The following is a 17,936-nucleotide window of genomic DNA, read 5'->3' as shown; positions in this document are numbered from 1 at the left end:
TTGGCCGATGGCACTGCAGCGCCCTGAATGGTTGAAGCCGGCCCCGGATTCGGTGGTCGCCGACAACATCAAGCTCGGCAAATGGCCGTGGATCGATGCCGTGCATCTGTTCTGGACGGTGTGGGTGTTCATTACCCCGGTCTTCAGTGGCGGCTACGACCTGCGCTGGATCCTGATCACCTTGTGGTCGTACCCGCTGTTCCTGCTGCTGTATGCGATGGCCCTGCTGGCGCCGCGGCGCAGTGCGCCCTTGTGCGCGCTGGCGATGGTCGTGCTGTCCCTGGTGCTGCTGCGGGTGTATCCGTCCGGCCTGAGCTATTTCATTTTCGGCTGCGTGATGTTGCGGGCGAACCGCCCCATCGGTACCGGCCAGTACCTGATCGAAGTGCTGTTGTTGAACGTGGTGTTCGTGGCGCTGGCCTCGTGGATCGGCTACCCGTGGCAGACCATCGCCTGGGTGCCGGTGCTGGCGGTCATCATCGGCATCATCGTCAACGTGGAGCGTGCCAGCAGCGAGAAGGATGCCGCGCTGCGGCTGTCGCATGAGGAAGTGCGGCGGCTGGCCGCCACCGCCGAGCGCGAGCGTATCGGTCGCGATCTGCATGACCTGCTCGGGCATACGTTGTCGCTGATCACGCTGAAGATGGAGCTGTCGCGCAAGCTGTTCGAACGCGATCCGGAGCGCTCCAGACGCGAACTGTCCGAAGCCGAGCAGATCGCCCGGGACGCGCTGGCGCAGGTGCGCAGTGCGGTCACCGGTTTCCGCGCCGCCGACCTGGCTGCCGAACTGGCCTCGGCGCATCTGCTGCTCGAATCCTCCTGCGTGCACCTGCGCTACGCGCCACCACCGCCGATGCCGACGTGGATCGAGGCCGGGCTGTCGATGGTGCTGCGCGAGGCGGCCACCAATATCGCCCGCCATGCCCAGGCCAATGAAGCGCTGATCACCCTTCAGGGCGATGCCGAGGCTGTGGTGATGGAGATCGTCGACGATGGCCGCGGTGGCGTGGCGGCCAACGGCAATGGCCTGGCCGGCATGCGCGAACGCGTGGCGGCACTGGGTGGCACGCTGGAGATCCATTCGCCGCGCGGGCAGGGCACGCGTCTGAAGGTGCGCGTGCCCATCACCGCCGCGACAACGCCGTTGCCTGAGCCGTTACCGACACCGGAATCGCACGACGTGACCGGTTCACACGAGGTCCGCGCATGATCCGCATCCTGCTAGCCGAGGACCAGGCAATGGTGCGTGGCGCGCTGTCGGCGCTGCTCAACTTGGAGTCCGACCTTGACGTGGTCGGTACTGCACCCGATGGCGAGGCGGCATGGCGCGAGTTGCAGCGCTTGAAGCCCGACGTGCTGGTCACCGACATCGAGATGCCGGGTCTGACCGGGCTGGAGCTGGCCCAGCGCGTGCAGCGTCACCGGTTGCCGGTGAAGGTGGTGATCGTCACCACGTTCGCCCGCAGCGGCTTCCTGCGCCGCGCACTCGATGCCGGGGTGCAGGGCTATCTGCTGAAGGATGCACCGGCGGAAAAACTGGCCGAGGCCTTGCGCCAGGTGCAGCGCGGTGGCCGCGCGATCGATCCGCAACTGGCGACGGAGGCATGGTCCGAAGCCGATCCGCTCAACGACCGCGAACGCCAGGTGTTGCGTCTGGCCGGCGACGGCCGCTCGGCCAACGAGATCGCCCAACAGCTCGGCCTGTCGCACGGCACCGTGCGCAACTACCTGTCCGAATGCATCGGCAAGCTGGGCGTGGCCAACCGCATCGAGGCCTACCGGCTGGCACGACAGAAAGGGTGGCTGTGAGTCAGCGCCTGCCGCCGCGTGCCATCGCCTGGAACACCCCGTCGCGGCGTACCCAGGCGTGGTACAGCGCCGCGCCCACGTGCAGCAGCACGGTGGCCAGCAGCAGGTAGGCCAGCAGGCTGTGCGCGCTGCGCAGCGTCGCATACAGCGCCGGCGTGTGCGGCACGATCGCCGGCAGCTGCACGCCGGCCCACAGCACGATGGGATAACCGCCGGCCGAGAGCATCGCCCAGCCGACCAGTGGCATCGCCAGCATCAATGCATACAGCAGCCAGTGCGAGGCGAGGGCGGCGGCTTTCTGCAGCGCCGGCAGGTCGGCGGGCAGCGGCGGCGGCCGGTGGGTCAGACGGTTGTACAGGCGCAGCAGGGCCAGTAGCCCGATGGCGATGCCCAGCGGCCGGTGCAGGTCGATCAGCAGCGGTCGCAGATGGATCGAGGCGACCATGGTCACGCCGATGAACAGCATCGCCACGATCATTGCCGCCATGCTCCAGTGCAGCACGCGCGCGAGCAGGTTGAAGTGTCCGCTGGAAGCACTCATGGGCGATCTCCCGTGTCGTCAGTGCTGGCACCAGCTGCGCGTTCGCGTTCGCGGCGGTTGAACGATTGCGAATACACCGCCGAACGTGCGGCCAGGATCGGATCGTCACTGCCGTCGATGCCCTCGGGCAGGATCAGCGGATCGAAGTTCAGGTCATTGCAGCGGCCCTGCGCCTCCGATTGCATCTGCTCGAGGCTGAGCACGCCGGCCAGGACCTGCTCGCGTTCGGCCGGCCACGGAATGGACGGATCGGTGATGACGTCCTGCGGCCCGGCCAGCGTCACCAGCAGGTTCCAGCGCACCGGGCCGGCGGTCAGGCGTTGCTGCAGATCGGTGGTAAGGAAATCCACGCCAGCCTTCTCACGCGCGGCGGCGTCCAGTTCGCGCGGCGTGGCCTGCGGCTGCCAGCGCCAGCGTACCGCCCGGCGTTGCCCCTGCGCGTTGGTGAACCAGAAGCTGTTGACGCTGTTGAATTCGGTGCTGGTCCAGCTGTCGGTCCACGGCGCGCTCTTGGCCCATTGCGCGAAGGCGCGGGCGCTGGGGTACTTGTCCTGGATCGCCGCCAGCCTGGCCGGGTCCGGTTTGCCGGTGGCCGGATCGGGAACCTGCGCGCGGGTCTGTTCGTGGAACGCCTCTGGTGTAGGCACCGCCAGGAACGGAAAGCTGTTCATCGCCATGCGCCACTGCTGGCCGTCATCGCTGCGCAACTGCAGGCCGATGCTGCGCACCCGCGCGCTGTTGTCGGCGCCATGCGGATTGCCGCCGCCGATCGACAGCCGCCCCAGCACCGGCACGCGGGCCTGCTCGAATACACGCGCCCGCGACAGTGTTGCCGCCTGTGTGGAGGGCTCGAACCAGCCGGACACGCATACGCCTTTGCTATGCGCACGGCGGAAGCCCGGATGCTTGCCGCCGGTGGCTTCGATGGTGTCGGTGAAGGTCTGCGCGGTGAGCCGGTCGCGGCCGATCCAGCCGGCCAGCCAGGCGAAGGCGAACGCGACCAGCGCCAGGATCAGCGCGATCAGCGCCAGCCAAGGCAGCGGGGAATGTCCACGGATGCCGCGCGGATGCCCGCCGGCGCGGGTGTAATGGAACAGGGGCATGGCCACTCCCGTCGAGGTTGTAGAACGGCAGGTATGACCACCGTGGCAGAACTTGGGCGTCACGGCCAGTGGGGCAGATGCCCCGGTCCTAGAGGGCGCCGCGTGCAGCGCTATGCCCCCATCGACCGGCTGCGCCGCCCGAGCGACTTGCGCGCGGCCCGGAAGTCCCGGCTCAGCCGCCGTAGCGGGCCTTGAGCATCGCCCAGGCCGATCGCAGCGCCAGTGCTTCGCCACCGGCCGGACGGCCCGGGCGGTCGCTGTCGTTCCACGCATACACGTCCAGGTGCGCCCACGTCTGGCCTTCGCCGATGAAGCGCTCCAGGTACAGCGCGGCAGTGACGCTGCCGGCCATGCGCGAGCCGGCGTTGGCCATGTCGGCGATGCCGCTGTTGAGGTAGCGCAGGTACGGGCGCCACAGCGGCATGCGCCAGACCGGGTCGCGGGTGGCGTCACCGGCGTCCAGCCACTGCTGGGCCAGGGTGTCGTTGTTGGCGAACAGCGCCGGCAGGTCCGGGCCGAGGGCGACGCGGGCGGCGCCGGTGAGCGTGGCGAAATCGATGATCGTCTCGGGCTGCTGTTCACTGGCGTAGGCCAGCGCATCGCACAGCACCAGCCGGCCCTCGGCGTCGGTGTTGTCGATCTCCACGGTGATGCCCTTGCGGGTGGTGATGACTTCGCCGGGACGGAACGCATCCGGGCCGACCGCGTTCTCGACCGCGGCGATCAGTAGGGTCAGACGCACCGGCAGCTGCTGCGCCATCACCAGCCCGGCCAGCGCCAACGCGTGGGCGGCGCCGCCCATGTCCTTCTTCATGTTGCGCATGCCATCGGCCGGCTTCAGGTCCAGCCCGCCGGTGTCGAAGCACACGCCCTTGCCGACCAGCGCCAGATGCAGGGCATCGGCCTTGCCCCAGCGCAGTGCGATCAGTCGCGGTGCACGGTGCGAGGCGCGGCCCACCGCGTGGATGGTCGGGAAGTTCTGTTCCAGCAGTTCATCGCCGGCGATCACTTCCAGTTCGCCGCCGTGGGCGTTCACCAGCGCGCGTGCGGCATCTTCCAGCTGCTGCGGGCCCATGTCCTCGGTGGGCGTGTTGACCCAGTCGCGCACGCGCAGGCAGGCGGCGATGACATCGGCCACTTCGCTGGACGGCGAGGCCAGCAATTGCGCCGGCACGCGCGCCGGCTTGCGATAGCGGGCGAAGCGGTAGCTGCCCAGACCCCAGCCCAACTGCAGGTTGGTGGCGCTGGTTTCATCCAGTTCGCCGGCCACCTTCCAGACGCTGCCGGCCGGCAGTGCGAACGGGGCGTGCGCATAGGCGTAGGCATCGGCGCGGTCGCCGACGCCCAGCACCGCCCCGGCCAGGCCGCTGTCACCGGGCAGCAGCGCCACGCTGCCGGGGGCGGCGCTGAACTGCTGGCTCTTCAGCCAAGCCTGCACGGCGGCCGGCTGCTGCGCGTTCCACGTGGCAAAGCCGTCACGGTCCAGCACATGCAGCGGCAGGGCGTAGGTGGAATCGGTGGTGAAGCCGTTCGGAAGGGACATGCGATACCTCTACTGCAAGTGGTGGGGCGGCCGGTTCAGCGGGGTGCGGATGCGTTGCCATCCAGCCAGTCGGCCAGCCCGGTCAGGGTGTCGAACTGCAGGTCCGGCTGCAGCTCTTCATGGGTCCATGTGTGTGATTCGCGGTTGATCCAGCAGCCACGCAGGCCCGCGCGCATCGCCCCGGCCACGTCCATTTCAACGTGATCGCCGACGTGCAGCACCTGTGCCGGCGCAACGCCGAGGCGGTCGCAGGCGGCGTGGAAGATACCCGGGTCCGGCTTGGCGGCACCGTACTCGCGCGAGCCCAGCTGGAAGGCGAACAGCTCGCCGATGCCGATGCGCTGCAGGTCGGCGTTGCCGTTGCTGACCGCGGCCACCGGCACCCGCGCGGCGATGCGGCGCAGCGCGGCCAGTGCGTCGGGATAGAACTCGACCTGGTTGCGCGCGGCGTAGAACGCTTCGTAGGCGGGCTCCAGCAACGCCATGCTGGCGCCGCTGTTGTGCAGGGCTTCGGTCAGGGTCAGGCGCCGCAGCGCACTCAGGTCATAGTGCAGGTGCGGGTTGTCATCGAAGGTGCGCACGCGCAGTTCGCGCATCGCCTCCACCGGGTACATCGCCGCGGTGGCGGGGCTGTGGACGCACATCCAGTCGTGCAGCACCTGGTCGATGCGCGCGCCGATGGGCGCGAACGGCCACAGTGTGTCGTCCAGGTCGAGGGTGATGGCAAGGACAGGGAAATTCACCGCGCCATTTTACGCCAAGCCACCGCCGCGGGCCTGCGACGCACTATTCCAGCAGCCTTGCCCAGCCCTGCATGCCGTCCAGCCGGGTCAGCACCAGCTTCACGCAGACCAGCAGCGGCACCGCCAGCAGCAGGCCGACCATGCCCCACAGCCAGCCGAACAGCATCAGCGCCAGGATCAGCATCAACGGCGAGATCGCCATGCTGCGGCCGAGTACCACCGGCGTCACCAGTTGGCCCTCCAGCGTGTGCAGGGCCAGGTAGCACAACGCCGGCAGCGTTGCGGTGAGCGGATCGCGGAATTCGACAAAGCCCACCAGCAGCATCAGCGCGATGCCGATCAGCGCACCCACGTACGGTGCGAAGTTCAGCAGCGCCGCCACCGTGCCCCACAGCAAGGCGTCGGGCAGGTCGATGCCCAGCAGCACCAGCGCACCGGCCAGTGCCAGCCCCACCAGCACGTTGATCACGCTGATGGTCAGCACATAGCGCGAGATCTCGTGTTCGATCGAACGCAGGATCTCGGCGGTGAACCGCTTCTGCTGGCGGTTGGGCAGCAGCGCCAGCACATGCCGTTGCAGGTTCTGCCCGTAGATCATGAAGAACAGCGTCAGCAGCACCACCGCCAGTGCCGAGGCGGCCAGCTTGGGCGTGCGCACCAGCACCTTGTACGGGTCATCGAGCTGGGTGCGGACCACCTCCACCCTGCGGTTGCCTTCGCCCCCGGCGGCACGGGCGAAACTTTCGGCCGCCTGGTTGGCCTGCTGCACCGGCTTGACCAGCGCCTGCACCTGGCGCGAGATCTGCCGCAGCTGCTGGGGCGCCTGTTGCACCCAGTCGCTGGCCGGCCCGGCCAGTTGCACCGCCAGCGCGCCACTGCCGGCCAGCCCGCCCAGCAGCACCAGCATGGCGGCCAGGAAGCGCGGGACGCGCAGCTTCTGCAGCCCGCGGATGATCGGATTGCCGACCAGCGCGAAGAACATCGCCAGCAGCACAGGCAGGATCACGCTCTGCGCGGCCCACAGGGTGTAGCCGACGGCCAGCGTGGCCAGCACCACCAGCGCGGTGGGCGCGCGCGGGCGTGGCGCGGGGAGGGCGGTGTCGGCAGGGGTGTCGGCTTCGGGCAACGACTCGGACATGCGGACGATGCTCCCGGAGATGGGACGGCAGGGCGGCGGGTTCAGTCTTCCGATACTTCGGTGGCGGCTTCGGCTGCGCGCGGTGGCATCGGATGGGGTGCTGCGGCACTGGCGGTGCCGGGCGATGGCGGGGTGTCGCTGGCCTGTCCGGCTTCGTCGGCCGCTTCACTGGCCTGCTGCGCCGCCATGCCCGCCGCGGCGGCGGCAAAGGAGGCCACCGAGGCCTGTGCCGAGGCCACCAGTCCGGATACCGAGCCGATCATCTGCAGCCAGCGGGCACCACTGAAGGCGCCGTTCGGCTCCAGCTTCCCGGCCACGAAGCCACCGGCCAGGCCGGCCAGGAGGATGCGCCCGGGCGTCCACGCACTGCGCCAGACACGCTCCAGCGTGCTCCAGTGCTGCAGGGTCTGCTCGCTGCGGATCCGGGCCAGTGCTTCGGCGCGGCGCACGCGGCGCTGCAGATCATCGAAATTCATGGTGTGCCGTCCCCCGGAAGCTCCACCTCGGCATCGGCATCGTCCGTGGCCGGCTCGTCGAACAGTCCCAGCCGCGACAGCTGCCGGCGGGTGGCGTGCATGCCGGTGTGGTGGAAGAAGTACGACACCCGCCAGACCGCATAACCAGCCATCGCCAGGCTGGCGAGGGTGGGAACCAGCAGCGAGGTGAACAGTGACAGGCCGATGTATTGCAATAGGGCCACCAGCGTGGCGGCCAGCAGCAGCCACGCCGAAGCGCCGAACACGATGGCGACGCCGCCCCACGCCAGCGCCCGGCCGAACGCGCTGCGCGCCAGCGCGAAGTCGGCCGATACCAGCCGCCGCAACGAGCGCACGGTGTGGCCGGCGGCATCCAGCGTGTCGCGGCCGGCACTGCCGATCTGGCGGATGCTTTCCTCCAGGCCGGGAGCCGGGGCGGCCTGACCGTCGCTGTTGTCAGGCTCCGGCCCGGGGGCTGTCGCGGTTTCGCTTTCGCTCACGCCGGTCAGTCGTTGCTGCGGGCGAGCTTGGCGATGATCCAGCCGGCGGCGAAGGCGACGCCGAACGAAGCCAGCGGACGCTCGCGGATCAGCTCGGCGGCGCTGTCGACCAGATCCTTGCCTTTGTCCATCAGCGCGTCCATCTGCTCCTTGGCGGCGGCACCGCCGAGTTCGGCGGCGGCCAGCCCGGACAACGCGCTGTCGGACAGCTCGGCCTTCAGGTTGGCCTTGCCCAGACGCAGCTCGTCGGTGGCGGCACCGGCGGCGCCCTTGACCGCCGAACCGGCGGCGGAGGCGGCGGACTTCAGGTGCGATCCGGCCTCGCCCAGGTGTTCTTTCATGTTCTCGGTATTGGTGGGGCTCATCGTGATCTCCATGTTTCAGCGGGAGCGCCGTCACGCGGCGCGCGGTTGCAAACGGGCTTCCAGAAATACCAGCCGTGGGGTGTAAAGCGCGTTACGGCCGGGCTCCATCATCGCATCAACAGCTGCCCACGGCCGTTGCCGCGCAGGATGCTCAGCACCAGCTGCTGTGGCCGCGGCTGGAAGCTGGCACGCCAGCTGGCCAGATCGCTGAACTCGCCACTGCTCGAGGCCAGGATCACATCGCCACTGGCCAGTTGCGATTGCGCCGCACGGCTGCCGCGTTCCACCTCGCTGACCAGCACGCCCTTGAGGCCGGACTGGCGCAGGGATTCGGGAAGGTCGACAAAGGTGGCACCGGACAGGCGCGGATCCAGCGTGTCACCGCTCACCGCGCGCGGCTGCTCCTTCAGCGTGACCTTGAGCTGCAGCGGCTTGCCCTCGCGGCGCACGTCCAGCTCGACCGTGCGTCCCACCGCCTGCAGGCCCTCGTAGTTGTGCAGCGCCTGTGCGGTGTCCACGCGCTGGCCGTTGATCGCGGTGACCACATCGCCTGCCTTCAATCCGGCCGCGGCGGCGCCGGAGCCGGCCAGCACGCGGGTGACCAGCGCGCCGCGCGCCTCCTCCAGGCCCAGCCCCTGCGCGATCTGCGCGGTCAGGTTCTGGGTTTCCACGCCCAGTGTGCCGCGGACCACCACGCCCTTGGTGATCAGCTGCTCGACCACATCGCGGGTGAGGTTGGAGGGAATCGCCAGGCCCAGGCCGATGTTGCCGGCCATGCTGCCCTGCGGGTTGAAGCTGGCGGTGTTGATGCCGACCAGCTGCCCGGCCAGGTTGACCAGCGCGCCGCCGGAGTTGCCCGGGTTGATCGAGGCATCGGTCTGGATGAAGTTCTGGTAGCCCAGTCCGCGGATGCCGCTGCGCCCCACCGCCGAGACGATGCCGCTGGTCACCGTCTGGCTGAAGCCGAACGGGTTGCCGATCGCCACCACGAAATCACCCACCCGCAGCTGGTCGCTGTTGCCCAGCGGCAGGGCGGTCAGGTTTTCCGCCGGGATGCGGATCAGCGCGATGTCGGTGTCGCGGTCCGAGCCGAGGAACTCGGCCTTCACCGTGCGCCCGTCGGCCAGCGTCACCTGCACGTCGTCGGCGTTCTCGATGACGTGGTGGTTGGTCAGTACATAGCCCTTGGCCGCATCGATGATCACGCCCGAACCCAGCGACTCGTTGATGCGCTCCTGCGGCACCTGCGGGAACAGGCGACGGAAGAACGGATCATCGAAGAACGGGTTGCGCACCCGCACCACCTGTTTGGTGTTGACGCTGACCACCGCCGGCATCGCTTTTTCCAGCATCGGTGCCAGCGACGGCAGTGGCTGTCCGGCCACGGTGGCCGGCAATGCGGCCACGGCAGGAACGGCGCTGGCCACCACCGGCGCGGCGCTGGCGCGGTTGTCCAGGTGGGCATCCAGGGCCATGGCGGTGAAGCCGCCAAACGCGGCGGCCAGGGCCAGGGTCAACAGCGTGGGGATCGGTCGCATAAGCCGGTAGCTCCGTGCACAGGCGCCGGGTCGGCGCATCGGGTGGGGCGGAATTCGCTGAACAGGAGTGTGGCCGGCAGCAGCTAAATCAACAATGAAATCTTCTGCACTGCCGCAATCCCAAGGCCGGCAAGCGCTTCGCCGATTGCAAGAGGGAAAGGGCAGATTTTTCGTTTGACATCACCCGGCCGGTGGGTAAGCTTGAGCCCGCCATCAGCCACAAGATATTGGGTTGGTGTGAAAATCGTCCCCAAGCAGTAGGGTTAGTGCTCGGGGTGTCGGCACCCCAATGGAAGGCGTGCAATGACCGCGAAAGTGATGCAGAAAGCCGGTGTTTTCCGGATCCCCCTCATCCCGTCCGCAGACGCGTAAACACGCGCCTGCGCATCGTCGTCGTTGCCGCCCGGCCCGCCGGGGAACAGTTCAACCGCGCCCCAGGGCGCTCCAGGAGAATTTCCATCATCATGAGCACGGTGCGTCTTGAAGTGGTCAGCAATCAAACCAAATCGGACCTGATCCCCCTGCAGCCTGCCTCGCAGGACATCTGGGAAAAGAAGTACCGCCTCACCACCAAGGCCGGTGAGGCGCTGGATGCCGATATCGACGGCACCTACCAGCGCGTGGCCCGTGCCCTGGCCGATGCCGAAGCGACCGACGAGAAGCGTGCCTACTGGTACGAGCGTTTCGTCTGGGCGCTGCGCCGCGGCGCCATTCCAGCCGGGCGCATCACCTCCAATGCCGGCGCGCAGGAACACAAGCCGGCCACCAGCACCATCAACTGCACGGTGTCGGGCACCATCACCGACTCGATGGACGGCATCCTGGAGAAGGTCCACGAAGCGGGCCTGACGCTGAAGGCCGGCTGCGGCATCGGCTACGAGTTCTCCACGCTGCGTCCGCGCGGCGCGTTCGTCGCCGGCGCCGGCGCCTACACCTCCGGGCCGATGTCCTTCATGGATATCTACGACAAGATGTGCTTCACCGTGTCCAGCGCCGGTGGCCGTCGTGGCGCGCAGATGGGCACCTTCGATGTGTCGCATCCGGACGTGAAGGATTTCATCCGCGCCAAGCGCGAGGACGGCCGCCTGCGCCAGTTCAACCTGTCGCTGCTGATCACCGACGGCTTCATGGACGCGGTCAAGACCGACGCCGACTGGCCGCTGGTGTTCCCGTTCAACACCAAGGAACACGGTGATATCGACCTGGCCAAGGCCGGTGACGTGGTCTGGCGCGACTGGCCGACCCACGAGAACTACATCGTCCGCGACGACGGCCTGGTCGCCTGCAAGGTCTACGGCCACATTCGTGCCCGTCACCTGTGGGACATGATCATGGTCTCCACCTACGACTACGCCGAGCCGGGTTTCATCCTGATCGACCGCGTCAACGAGATGAACAACAACTGGTGGTGCGAGAACATCCGCGCCACCAACCCGTGTGGTGAGCAGCCGCTGCCGCCGTACGGCGCCTGCCTGCTGGGCTCGGTCAACCTGACCAAGTTCGTGCACGACCCGTTCACCGACAAGGCCGCCTTCGACTGGGAGGAATACAAGGAAGTGGTGCGCGTGTTCACCCGCATGCTCGACAACGTGGTCGAGGTCAACGGCCTGCCGCTGGAACAGCAGCGCAACGAGATCATGCGCAAGCGCCGCCACGGCATGGGCTTCCTCGGCCTGGGCAGCACCATGACCATGCTCAAGATGAAGTACGGCAGCACCGAGTCGTGCGAGTTCACCGAAGCCATCGCCCGCGACATGGCCGTGGCCGGCTGGGAAACCGGTCTGGAGCTGGCCCGCGAGAAGGGCGCCGCACCGATCATGGACGAGCAGTTCGACGTCACCGCGGCGATGCTGCGCCAGCGTCCGGAAATGAAGAAGGACGGCTGGAAGGTCGGCCAGAAGATCGCCGGCAAGGTGCTGCACGCCCGCTACAGCCGCTACATGCAGCGCATCGCCACGGTCGCTCCGGAACTGGTCGATGAACTGGCGCAAACCGGTGCGCGCTTCACCCACCACAGCTCGATCGCGCCGACCGGCACCATCTCGCTGAGCCTGGCCAACAACGCCTCCAACGGCATCGAGCCGTCGTTCGCGCACCACTACAGCCGCAACGTGATCCGCGAAGGCAAGAAGTCCAAGGAAAAGGTGGACGTGTTCTCCTTCGAGCTGCTGGCCTACCGCGCGCTGGTCAACGCCAAGGCCATGCCGTTTGCCGAAGACGCCGCCGCGCAGCTGCCGGACTACTTCATCAGCGCCGACGACATCTCGCCCAAGGAGCACGTGGACGTGCAGGCCGCCGCGCAGAAGTGGGTGGACAGCTCGATCTCCAAGACCGCCAACGTCCCGACCGACTATCCGTACGAGGACTTCAAGGACATCTACCGCTACGCCCACGAGCAGGGCCTGAAGGGCTGCACCACCTTCCGCTTCAACCCCGCAGCCTTCCAGGGCGTGCTGGTCAAGGAAGCGGACCTGGAAAACACCACCTACCGTTTCGAGCTGGAAGACGGCTCCACGGTGGAGGTCAAGGGCAACGAGCAGATCGAATACGACGGCGAGATGCACACCGCCGCCAACCTGTTCGACGCCTTGAAGGAAGGGTATTACGGCAAGTTCTGATTGCCCTGCCTGCCGCTCCCGCCCACCCGGCGGGGCGGCGGTGACGGTGGTCGCCGCCACCGGGTTGTTGTGCGTTTGTTCCACGCTCCATCGGCTTCGATATAGCATCGCCAACGTGACAGACCCGACGCCCTGAGGAGGGCTTTATGAGCAATGGCAATGGTGTGACGGCGACCGTTTCCCAGGTTGTCGAGAATGTGCAAGAAACCGCCGCCCACCTGGGCGATACCCTGGCCGTTACCGCCAGCGACGCCGTCGTCGCGGTCAAGACGCGCGCGCGCAAGGCCGAGGCCGGTGCACGCAAGCAGGTCGCCAAGGTGAAGAAGGTGGTGGCCAAGGCCGAGAAGGCCGTCGCCAAAAAGGCCGCCGCCGCCAAGAAGGAAGTGAAGAAAACCGTTTCTTCGATGCGCCAGAAGCTGCAGACCGCCAAGGCCAACGCCGCCGCCGAAGCCGAGGACCTGAAGAAGAAGGGCGCCGGCAAGCGCGCCGCCACCCGCAAGGCCATCGCCAAGGTCGAGAAGCAGGCCGCCACCAAAACCGCCTCGGCCAAAAAAGCGGTGAAGGCTACCGAGAAGAAGGTCGCCAAGGCGGTTGCCAAGAAGACCGCCGCGGTCAAAACGGCGGTGAAGAAGGTCGAGAAAAAGGCGGCCAGGAAAGTCGTCGCGGCCAAGAAGTCGGTGAAGGCTACCGGGAAGAAGGTCGCCAGGGCCGTCGTCAAGAAGGCCACTGCCGCCAAGAAAGCGGTGAAAAAGGTCGAGAAGAAGGCCGTCAAGAAAGCTGCCGCGGTCAAGAAAACGGTCAAAGCCGTTGAAAAGAAAGCGGTGAAAAAGGTGGCTGTCGCCAGGAAGGCAGTGAAGAAAGCCGAGGGCAAGGTCGTCAAGCAGGCGGCTGCCGCCCGCAAGACCGTCGCCCGCAAGACCGCCACCGTAACGAAGGCGGCCAAGAAGGCCGCTCGCAAGTAAGTCGCAACGCGCCCCGTCCCGACCGGGACGGGGTTGCCCCGTACACCCGCACCACAACGCATATCCAGGACACGCACCATGGCCGTCAAGATCGACAAGAAAATCAAGGGTTATTCCGTCATCACTCCGGATGACAAGGCCCGGGAGGCGGCGGCCAGCGCCACTGTCGCAGCGACCGCGAATGCAGCCCCGGCCGACAACATCGTGCACATGCACGAGCGCATCGAGCGCCCGGACGTGCTGATCGGCAGCACCTACAAGATCAAGTCACCGCTGGTGGAGCACGCCTTCTACGTGACCATCAACGACATCGTACTCAACCAGGACACCGCGCATGAACTGCGCCGGCCGTTCGAGATCTTCATCAACTCCAAGTCGATGGAGCATTTCCAGTGGATCGTGGCGCTCACCCGCATCATGTCGGCGGTGTTCCGCAAGGGCGGCGATGTCACCTTCATCGTCGATGAGATGAAGGCCGTGTTCGACCCGAAGGGCGGCTACTTCAAGGCCGGTGGCGTGTACATGCCGTCGCTGGTGGCCGAGCTGGGCTACATCGTCGAAGAGCACATGAAGTCGATCGGCCTGCTGCACGATCCGGAAATGAGCACGCACCAGCGCGCGCTGATCGCCGAGAAGCGCAAGCAGTTCGAGGAGCACGCAAAAAAAAACGCTGAAGCCGTAACCGTTGCGGTTACCGAGGTTGAAGCGGGCGAGGAAGCCAGTGCCGACAACGGCAGTTTCCCGGCCGCGGCCACCATGTGCCACAAGTGCAGCACCAAGGCGCTGGTGGTGATGGATGGCTGCCAGACTTGCTTGAATTGTGGGTATAGCAAGTGCAACTAGTGGTCTGAAGTGTATACATAGATAGCTGCCGAAGTTATCTGACCAGAACCCCAAGGCTTTGTTCCTTGGGGTTTTTTTGTTCTTGCGCTTTCGATCAGCCAATCAGGTTGTGTGGGCAAATTTATGTAAGGTGTGGTAGCTTGCTGGTTACATTGTGGATTAATTCGTAAGTGGTTAATTTTATAAGGTTAATGCCTTGTCAAACGCCGCTCGATTAGCAGCAAAAAGTAATCAAATAAGCGAGTCGAAGGCCCCCGCATCGCTGTTTCAGGTAAGCGTGGTCGTAGTTCCTGGCGCTGGCGTCAGGCACGTGCTGTCCGAACGCGGGACGCATTTGCCAAAGCCGGCTGCGTCGCTCTACGAAGCGCACCTGGCGCTGAAGACAGATTCACACAACACCAGGGTCAAGGAGTTGGCTACCTTCGCTTCCCTGTATGCATGGGCTGAGGCCGCGAAGATCGATCTCGATCGAGAGCTATTGACGGGGCAAGGCCTAACAGCGCCTCAGGTCCGGGCCTTCGCGGCATGGCTGCGTAAACCGCTCGCCCAAGCCAGCGGTGTGGTTCCGCTCGGCAAGCGACCATCGATCAACGGCATATTTCGCTCCGCCTCAGTCATCTGCCGTTGGTTCATCAAACAATTCGCCAGTCTGCCAAGCGGCAACCAGGCGCGGCGTGCCATCGAAATCGAAATGCTGCTGGCAGCTCAGAAAAGTGCGTGGAAAGAAGTATTGATCAAGGTGCGGACGCGCTCGGTTGCCCCCGACCTGACGGACCAGGAGGTTGCCGCGATTGAGCGGTTTCTGAGGCCAGAGACTCGATCAAAAGCCGTCGGCGAATCGATCGCTTGGCGGGACTACCTGATGTGGCGAATGGCCATCGAGTTCGGTATGCGCAAGAGCGAAATTCTGTCGATGCGCCTCTCCGATTGCCCCGCGCGCGCAGCGCCCTACTTCAAGATTGTGCGGATCGAAGAGCGGGGCGACAGCTATGTCGATCCTCGATCCAATCCGCCTCGCCCCAAGACCCTCTCTCGTGATCTGGGCTTGCTGTTCGATCACACCGTCTTCCCCAGATTGGTCACCGACTACGTGTCGACTTACCGATACACGATGGTTCAGGTCAACGGTCGTCGGAAGAAAAAATTCCTGCTGTCGCATGACTTTTTGATCACAGCTGAGAGCGGTGCGCCGCTGTCGCTACGCGCGGCCGACGACGTGGCCAGGGCGATCAAAGAGGGCGCCGGCGTCGACTTCAATTGGCATCTGGCACGACATGCCTTTTTCAACCGCGCTTATGAGGGTGTGACCGGCGAGGCCAGCAAGGAGACGCGAGAGGCCAAGATCGAGGACCTCGTGCACTGGGGCGGCTGGGAGAGCCCCAGAAGCCTTGAGATCTACACGAAGAGGGCGAGGGCGCAGAGAGCGCGTCAGGCATTGATGGTCTGGCAGCAGGGAGGTAACCAGTGGACGGCACTGACCTGATCGAGAACTTCGAGACCGGACTCTGGGAAAGTGCCGATGACCGGCGCTTCGTGCGCTGCGAATTCAACGCCCGGACTATGCCGGGCTGTACGCGGCCGAGCGGGCCGAGAATGCCGAGCTGCGCGCCGAGCTGGCCGCGACGGAAGGGCAGGGCATCAGCAGGGAGCGCGAGCGCCTGCATTCCGCCGTCGAGCACGCCCAGGAGCAGCAGCACGCCGAGGAATTGAGCCATGCCGGCGTTAGCCCGGAGCTGGCCGCCGAGTACGAGGCGCGAATCTTGGCCCGCGATGAATCGTTTGCGGGTGAAGTGGTGCAGCAGATCGAGCGCGACGACGAGGGCCGGGCCTTCGTCATCGAGGCCGACGGCGACCGCGTGATGGTTCCGCAGATCGAGGGCGCGGAAATGGACGTGGGCGACGACGTGGAAGTGAGCCGCGACCATCAGGGCAACTATGAAGCTGAAACCGGCTACGGTTACGGCCGTTGAGGAATTGAGTAAATGAGCGAAAAATCACCTACTCATAACAGCCCGCCGGATGAACGCCCCGACCCGTACCGGGCGCGGCCTGCCGACGATGGCGGCATGTATCTACTGATGCCGCGCGACGAGCACCTATTGCCGCCGCTCCCTGACAAGCCCGAGCGCGTTGTTATCGCGTGGCCGGAGGACGGGGAGACGTCGGAGCCGTCCGCGTCCTGAAACTGGCCGAGTTGTCAGCCGAGGGCGGCCTCAATGGCGGTTTTATAGACGTTTTCATCCGGCAAGGTGACGTTGTTGAACGCCTCTTGCCCTATATCCTTCAGGCCGGGGCCGTCATCCCGGCCGCCCTGATCACCGGCATCCGCTCTGACCTTCCCGGCCAGATCACCGCGCAGGTCACGGAAAACGTCTATGACAGCCCGACCGGGTCGCTGCTTCTGATCCCGCAAGGCACCCGCATCATCGGGCAATATGATGACGATGTGACCTTCGGCCAGCGCCGGGTTCTGCTGGTCTGGAACCGGCTGATCCTCCCCGGTGGTCGGTCGATCGTTCTTGAGCGCCTGCCGGGCGCGGATGCCAGCGGTTATGCGGGTCTTGAGGATGGCGTCGATTACCATTGGTGGGATCTGATGCGGGCGGCTGGCCTCTCCACGCTGCTGGCTGTCGGGGCCGAGCTTGCCACAAGCGATCGCGCGCACCCGGGCGAAGGCGACTTCGACCCCGGCGATGCAGCGAGCCAGTGTGGGAGCCTCCCACAAGGCGATCTCAGCCTGCCGTATACCCCCCGTCAATTACAAGCTTCTGGCCTGTAACAAAGGAAGATTCGTCCGACATCAGGAAGACTGCGGGCTTGGCAATTTCGACAGGAACGCCCATGCGACCACCAAACTTGCCCCGTGGAACGATATCGGCCTGTTCTACCGGGTCGTTGCAGAGCGGGTGCAGTGCCGCCAGTTGGGTGAAGTCGAAAGCATCCGTTGCCAGCGTCTTCTCTTTTGCCAACTCGCCCTTATCGGCATTGACCGCAGCCTGAAACAAGGGGGTCATGATATAGCCCGGGTTCACCGTATTAACGCGAATGCCATATTCCGCCAGTTGAAGAGCCAAGGCCTTCGACAGGCCGACGACGCCATGCTTGCCCATTGTGTATTGAATCAAGTTGAAGCGATCGATTAGCACATCGCCCGTGTCCGGGTTCACGACCTTTGGGCGACCAACGACACCGTGAATACTGGATACCAGCACGATGGAGCCTTTCGTCCCGTGCTTGATCATCAGACGCGAACCGTAGAGGGCGGTGTGGAAAACTCCGTCCTCATTAATGCTTTGAATGAACTTACGGGATTTCAGGACGGCTTCCGGATCCTTGTCGAAGTCCTCGGCCGTTGCCACCCCGGCATTGGCCATAACAGCATCGACGCGGCCATAGGTCTTTTCGGTGATAGCGAACAGCTTTTCGACATCCTTCGGATCTCTTACATCTGTATGGACATAGAGAGCCCGTCCGGTGCCGTATTGTTCGTTCAGGCTTTTCGCGAAGGCTTCGCCCAGTTCGTCGTTGATATCGGAGATGACGACTCCCGCAGCCCCTTCTGCCAGAGCTTCGCGAACGGTTGCCGATCCAATGGAATCATAACCCGGGATCGCAGAGACCGAGCCCGTCACCACGACAACTTTATCGTTTAGCTTACCCATGTAGACTTCTCCTTTGGTTGGGTTGGGGTGACGCAAATATTGCGTGCCACCACTGTTTGCATGCGCCTGAGTATATCTTTCTCACCTGATTGTGG

17 protein-coding genes and 1 pseudogene are annotated in these 17,936 nt (G+C 65.5%); 8 read left to right on the top strand and 10 right to left on the bottom strand.

What is annotated here, in order from left to right:
- The first annotated feature begins 7 nt into the window (after positions 1-7).
- Both ACSBPQ_RS13645 and ACSBPQ_RS13640 read left to right on the top strand, forming a co-directional pair.
- Positions 8-1,210 (top strand): sensor histidine kinase, encoded by a 1,203-nt coding sequence (locus tag ACSBPQ_RS13645; RefSeq protein ID WP_442682642.1) that lies wholly within the window; start codon positions 8-10, stop codon positions 1,208-1,210.
- Positions 1,207-1,809, top strand: a complete 603-nt coding sequence (locus tag ACSBPQ_RS13640; RefSeq protein ID WP_442682641.1) for a response regulator transcription factor — start codon at positions 1,207-1,209, stop codon at positions 1,807-1,809. Before ACSBPQ_RS13645 ends, ACSBPQ_RS13640 begins: the two co-directional genes overlap by 4 nt.
- A gap of 1 nt (position 1,810) precedes the next feature.
- Here the strand turns inward: ACSBPQ_RS13640 and ACSBPQ_RS13635 are convergent, their stop codons facing one another.
- The 9 genes from ACSBPQ_RS13635 to ACSBPQ_RS13595 all read right to left on the bottom strand — a co-directional run bounded on the left by ACSBPQ_RS13635 (position 1,811) and on the right by ACSBPQ_RS13595 (position 9,756).
- Positions 1,811-2,350 (bottom strand): cytochrome b, encoded by a 540-nt coding sequence (locus ACSBPQ_RS13635; RefSeq protein WP_442682640.1) that lies wholly within the window; start codon positions 2,348-2,350, stop codon positions 1,811-1,813.
- Positions 2,347-3,453 (bottom strand): catalase family peroxidase, encoded by a 1,107-nt coding sequence (locus ACSBPQ_RS13630; protein WP_442682639.1) that lies wholly within the window; start codon positions 3,451-3,453, stop codon positions 2,347-2,349. Before ACSBPQ_RS13630 ends, ACSBPQ_RS13635 begins: the two co-directional genes overlap by 4 nt.
- 172 nt (positions 3,454-3,625) lie before the next feature.
- Positions 3,626-4,996, bottom strand: a complete 1,371-nt coding sequence (locus ACSBPQ_RS13625; protein ID WP_442682638.1) for a leucyl aminopeptidase family protein — start codon at positions 4,994-4,996, stop codon at positions 3,626-3,628.
- A 35-nt stretch (positions 4,997-5,031) separates the two neighbouring features.
- Positions 5,032-5,739 carry an HAD family hydrolase gene (locus tag ACSBPQ_RS13620; protein ID WP_442682637.1) on the bottom strand — a complete coding sequence of 236 codons (708 nt, stop codon included), beginning with the start codon at positions 5,737-5,739 and terminating at the stop codon, positions 5,032-5,034.
- 43 nt (positions 5,740-5,782) lie between these two features.
- Entirely contained in the window at positions 5,783-6,877 is a 1,095-nt protein-coding gene (locus ACSBPQ_RS13615) for an AI-2E family transporter (protein ID WP_442682636.1), read from the bottom strand.
- 41 nt (positions 6,878-6,918) lie between these two features.
- A complete protein-coding gene (locus ACSBPQ_RS13610; RefSeq protein WP_442682635.1) occupies positions 6,919-7,353 on the bottom strand; it encodes a protein sip-5 in 435 nt (144 codons plus the stop codon).
- Positions 7,350-7,853: a phage holin family protein gene (locus ACSBPQ_RS13605; RefSeq protein ID WP_442682634.1), complete on the bottom strand. Its 504-nt coding sequence runs from the start codon at positions 7,851-7,853 to the stop codon at positions 7,350-7,352. Before ACSBPQ_RS13605 ends, ACSBPQ_RS13610 begins: the two co-directional genes overlap by 4 nt.
- 5 nt (positions 7,854-7,858) lie before the next feature.
- On the bottom strand, positions 7,859-8,218 hold the full coding sequence (locus ACSBPQ_RS13600; protein ID WP_442682633.1) for a hypothetical protein: 360 nt from the start codon (positions 8,216-8,218) through the stop codon (positions 7,859-7,861).
- Between the two features lie 107 nt (positions 8,219-8,325).
- Positions 8,326-9,756: a Do family serine endopeptidase gene (locus ACSBPQ_RS13595; RefSeq protein ID WP_442682632.1), complete on the bottom strand. Its 1,431-nt coding sequence runs from the start codon at positions 9,754-9,756 to the stop codon at positions 8,326-8,328.
- Positions 9,757-10,220: 464 nt separating this feature from the next.
- Here ACSBPQ_RS13595 and ACSBPQ_RS13590 point away from each other — a divergent pair, with 464 nt between their 5' ends.
- The 6 genes and pseudogenes from ACSBPQ_RS13590 (at position 10,221) to ACSBPQ_RS13565 (ending at position 16,958) form a co-directional block, all read left to right on the top strand.
- On the top strand, positions 10,221-12,374 hold the full coding sequence (locus tag ACSBPQ_RS13590) for an adenosylcobalamin-dependent ribonucleoside-diphosphate reductase (RefSeq protein WP_442682631.1): 2,154 nt from the start codon (positions 10,221-10,223) through the stop codon (positions 12,372-12,374).
- 146 nt (positions 12,375-12,520) lie between these two features.
- Positions 12,521-13,150: pseudogene (locus ACSBPQ_RS13585) on the top strand (histone); the annotation flags it as partial.
- 264 nt (positions 13,151-13,414) lie between these two features.
- Positions 13,415-14,179, top strand: a complete 765-nt coding sequence (locus ACSBPQ_RS13580; RefSeq protein WP_442682630.1) for a TSCPD domain-containing protein — start codon at positions 13,415-13,417, stop codon at positions 14,177-14,179.
- Between the two features lie 310 nt (positions 14,180-14,489).
- Positions 14,490-15,662, top strand: coding sequence for a hypothetical protein (locus tag ACSBPQ_RS13575; RefSeq protein WP_442682629.1), 1,173 nt, complete (start codon positions 14,490-14,492; stop codon positions 15,660-15,662).
- Between the two features lie 277 nt (positions 15,663-15,939).
- On the top strand, positions 15,940-16,149 hold the full coding sequence (locus ACSBPQ_RS13570) for a hypothetical protein (protein WP_442682628.1): 210 nt from the start codon (positions 15,940-15,942) through the stop codon (positions 16,147-16,149).
- Positions 16,150-16,373: 224 nt separating this feature from the next.
- Positions 16,374-16,958, top strand: a complete 585-nt coding sequence (locus ACSBPQ_RS13565; protein ID WP_442682627.1) for a TrbI/VirB10 family protein — start codon at positions 16,374-16,376, stop codon at positions 16,956-16,958.
- Here ACSBPQ_RS13565 and ACSBPQ_RS13560 read toward each other — a convergent pair.
- Positions 16,912-17,841, bottom strand: a complete 930-nt coding sequence (locus tag ACSBPQ_RS13560) for an SDR family NAD(P)-dependent oxidoreductase (RefSeq protein WP_439271169.1) — start codon at positions 17,839-17,841, stop codon at positions 16,912-16,914. The two genes, ACSBPQ_RS13565 and ACSBPQ_RS13560, sit on opposite strands and share 47 nt — an antisense overlap.
- Positions 17,842-17,936 lie beyond the last annotated feature (95 nt).

It is taken from the genome of Stenotrophomonas sp. JC08 (assembly GCF_052180205.1).
Classification (GTDB): Bacteria; Pseudomonadota; Gammaproteobacteria; order Xanthomonadales; family Xanthomonadaceae; genus Stenotrophomonas.
Note: the sequence above shows the minus strand (reverse complement) of the source record. Positions and strands in the feature narration are given on the sequence as shown.

Bases quoted from the DNA above. Each gene is read 5' to 3' on its own strand.
- ACSBPQ_RS13610 (WP_442682635.1), bottom strand. From the start codon at position 7,353: ATGAATTTCGATGATCTGCAGCGCCGCGTGCGCCGCGCCGAAGCACTG.
- ACSBPQ_RS13595 (WP_442682632.1), bottom strand. From the start codon at position 9,756: ATGCGACCGATCCCCACGCTGTTGACCCTGGCCCTGGCCGCCGCGTTT.
- ACSBPQ_RS13640 (WP_442682641.1), top strand. From the start codon at position 1,207: ATGATCCGCATCCTGCTAGCCGAGGACCAGGCAATGGTGCGTGGCGCG.
- ACSBPQ_RS13560 (WP_439271169.1), bottom strand. From the start codon at position 17,841: ATGGGTAAGCTAAACGATAAAGTTGTCGTGGTGACGGGCTCGGTCTCT.
- ACSBPQ_RS13580 (WP_442682630.1), top strand. From the start codon at position 13,415: ATGGCCGTCAAGATCGACAAGAAAATCAAGGGTTATTCCGTCATCACT.
- ACSBPQ_RS13625 (WP_442682638.1), bottom strand. From the start codon at position 4,996: ATGTCCCTTCCGAACGGCTTCACCACCGATTCCACCTACGCCCTGCCG.
- ACSBPQ_RS13590 (WP_442682631.1), top strand. From the start codon at position 10,221: ATGAGCACGGTGCGTCTTGAAGTGGTCAGCAATCAAACCAAATCGGAC.
- ACSBPQ_RS13635 (WP_442682640.1), bottom strand. From the start codon at position 2,350: ATGAGTGCTTCCAGCGGACACTTCAACCTGCTCGCGCGCGTGCTGCAC.
- ACSBPQ_RS13600 (WP_442682633.1), bottom strand. From the start codon at position 8,218: ATGAGCCCCACCAATACCGAGAACATGAAAGAACACCTGGGCGAGGCC.
- ACSBPQ_RS13645 (WP_442682642.1), top strand. From the start codon at position 8: ATGGCACTGCAGCGCCCTGAATGGTTGAAGCCGGCCCCGGATTCGGTG.
- ACSBPQ_RS13630 (WP_442682639.1), bottom strand. From the start codon at position 3,453: ATGCCCCTGTTCCATTACACCCGCGCCGGCGGGCATCCGCGCGGCATC.
- ACSBPQ_RS13615 (WP_442682636.1), bottom strand. From the start codon at position 6,877: ATGTCCGAGTCGTTGCCCGAAGCCGACACCCCTGCCGACACCGCCCTC.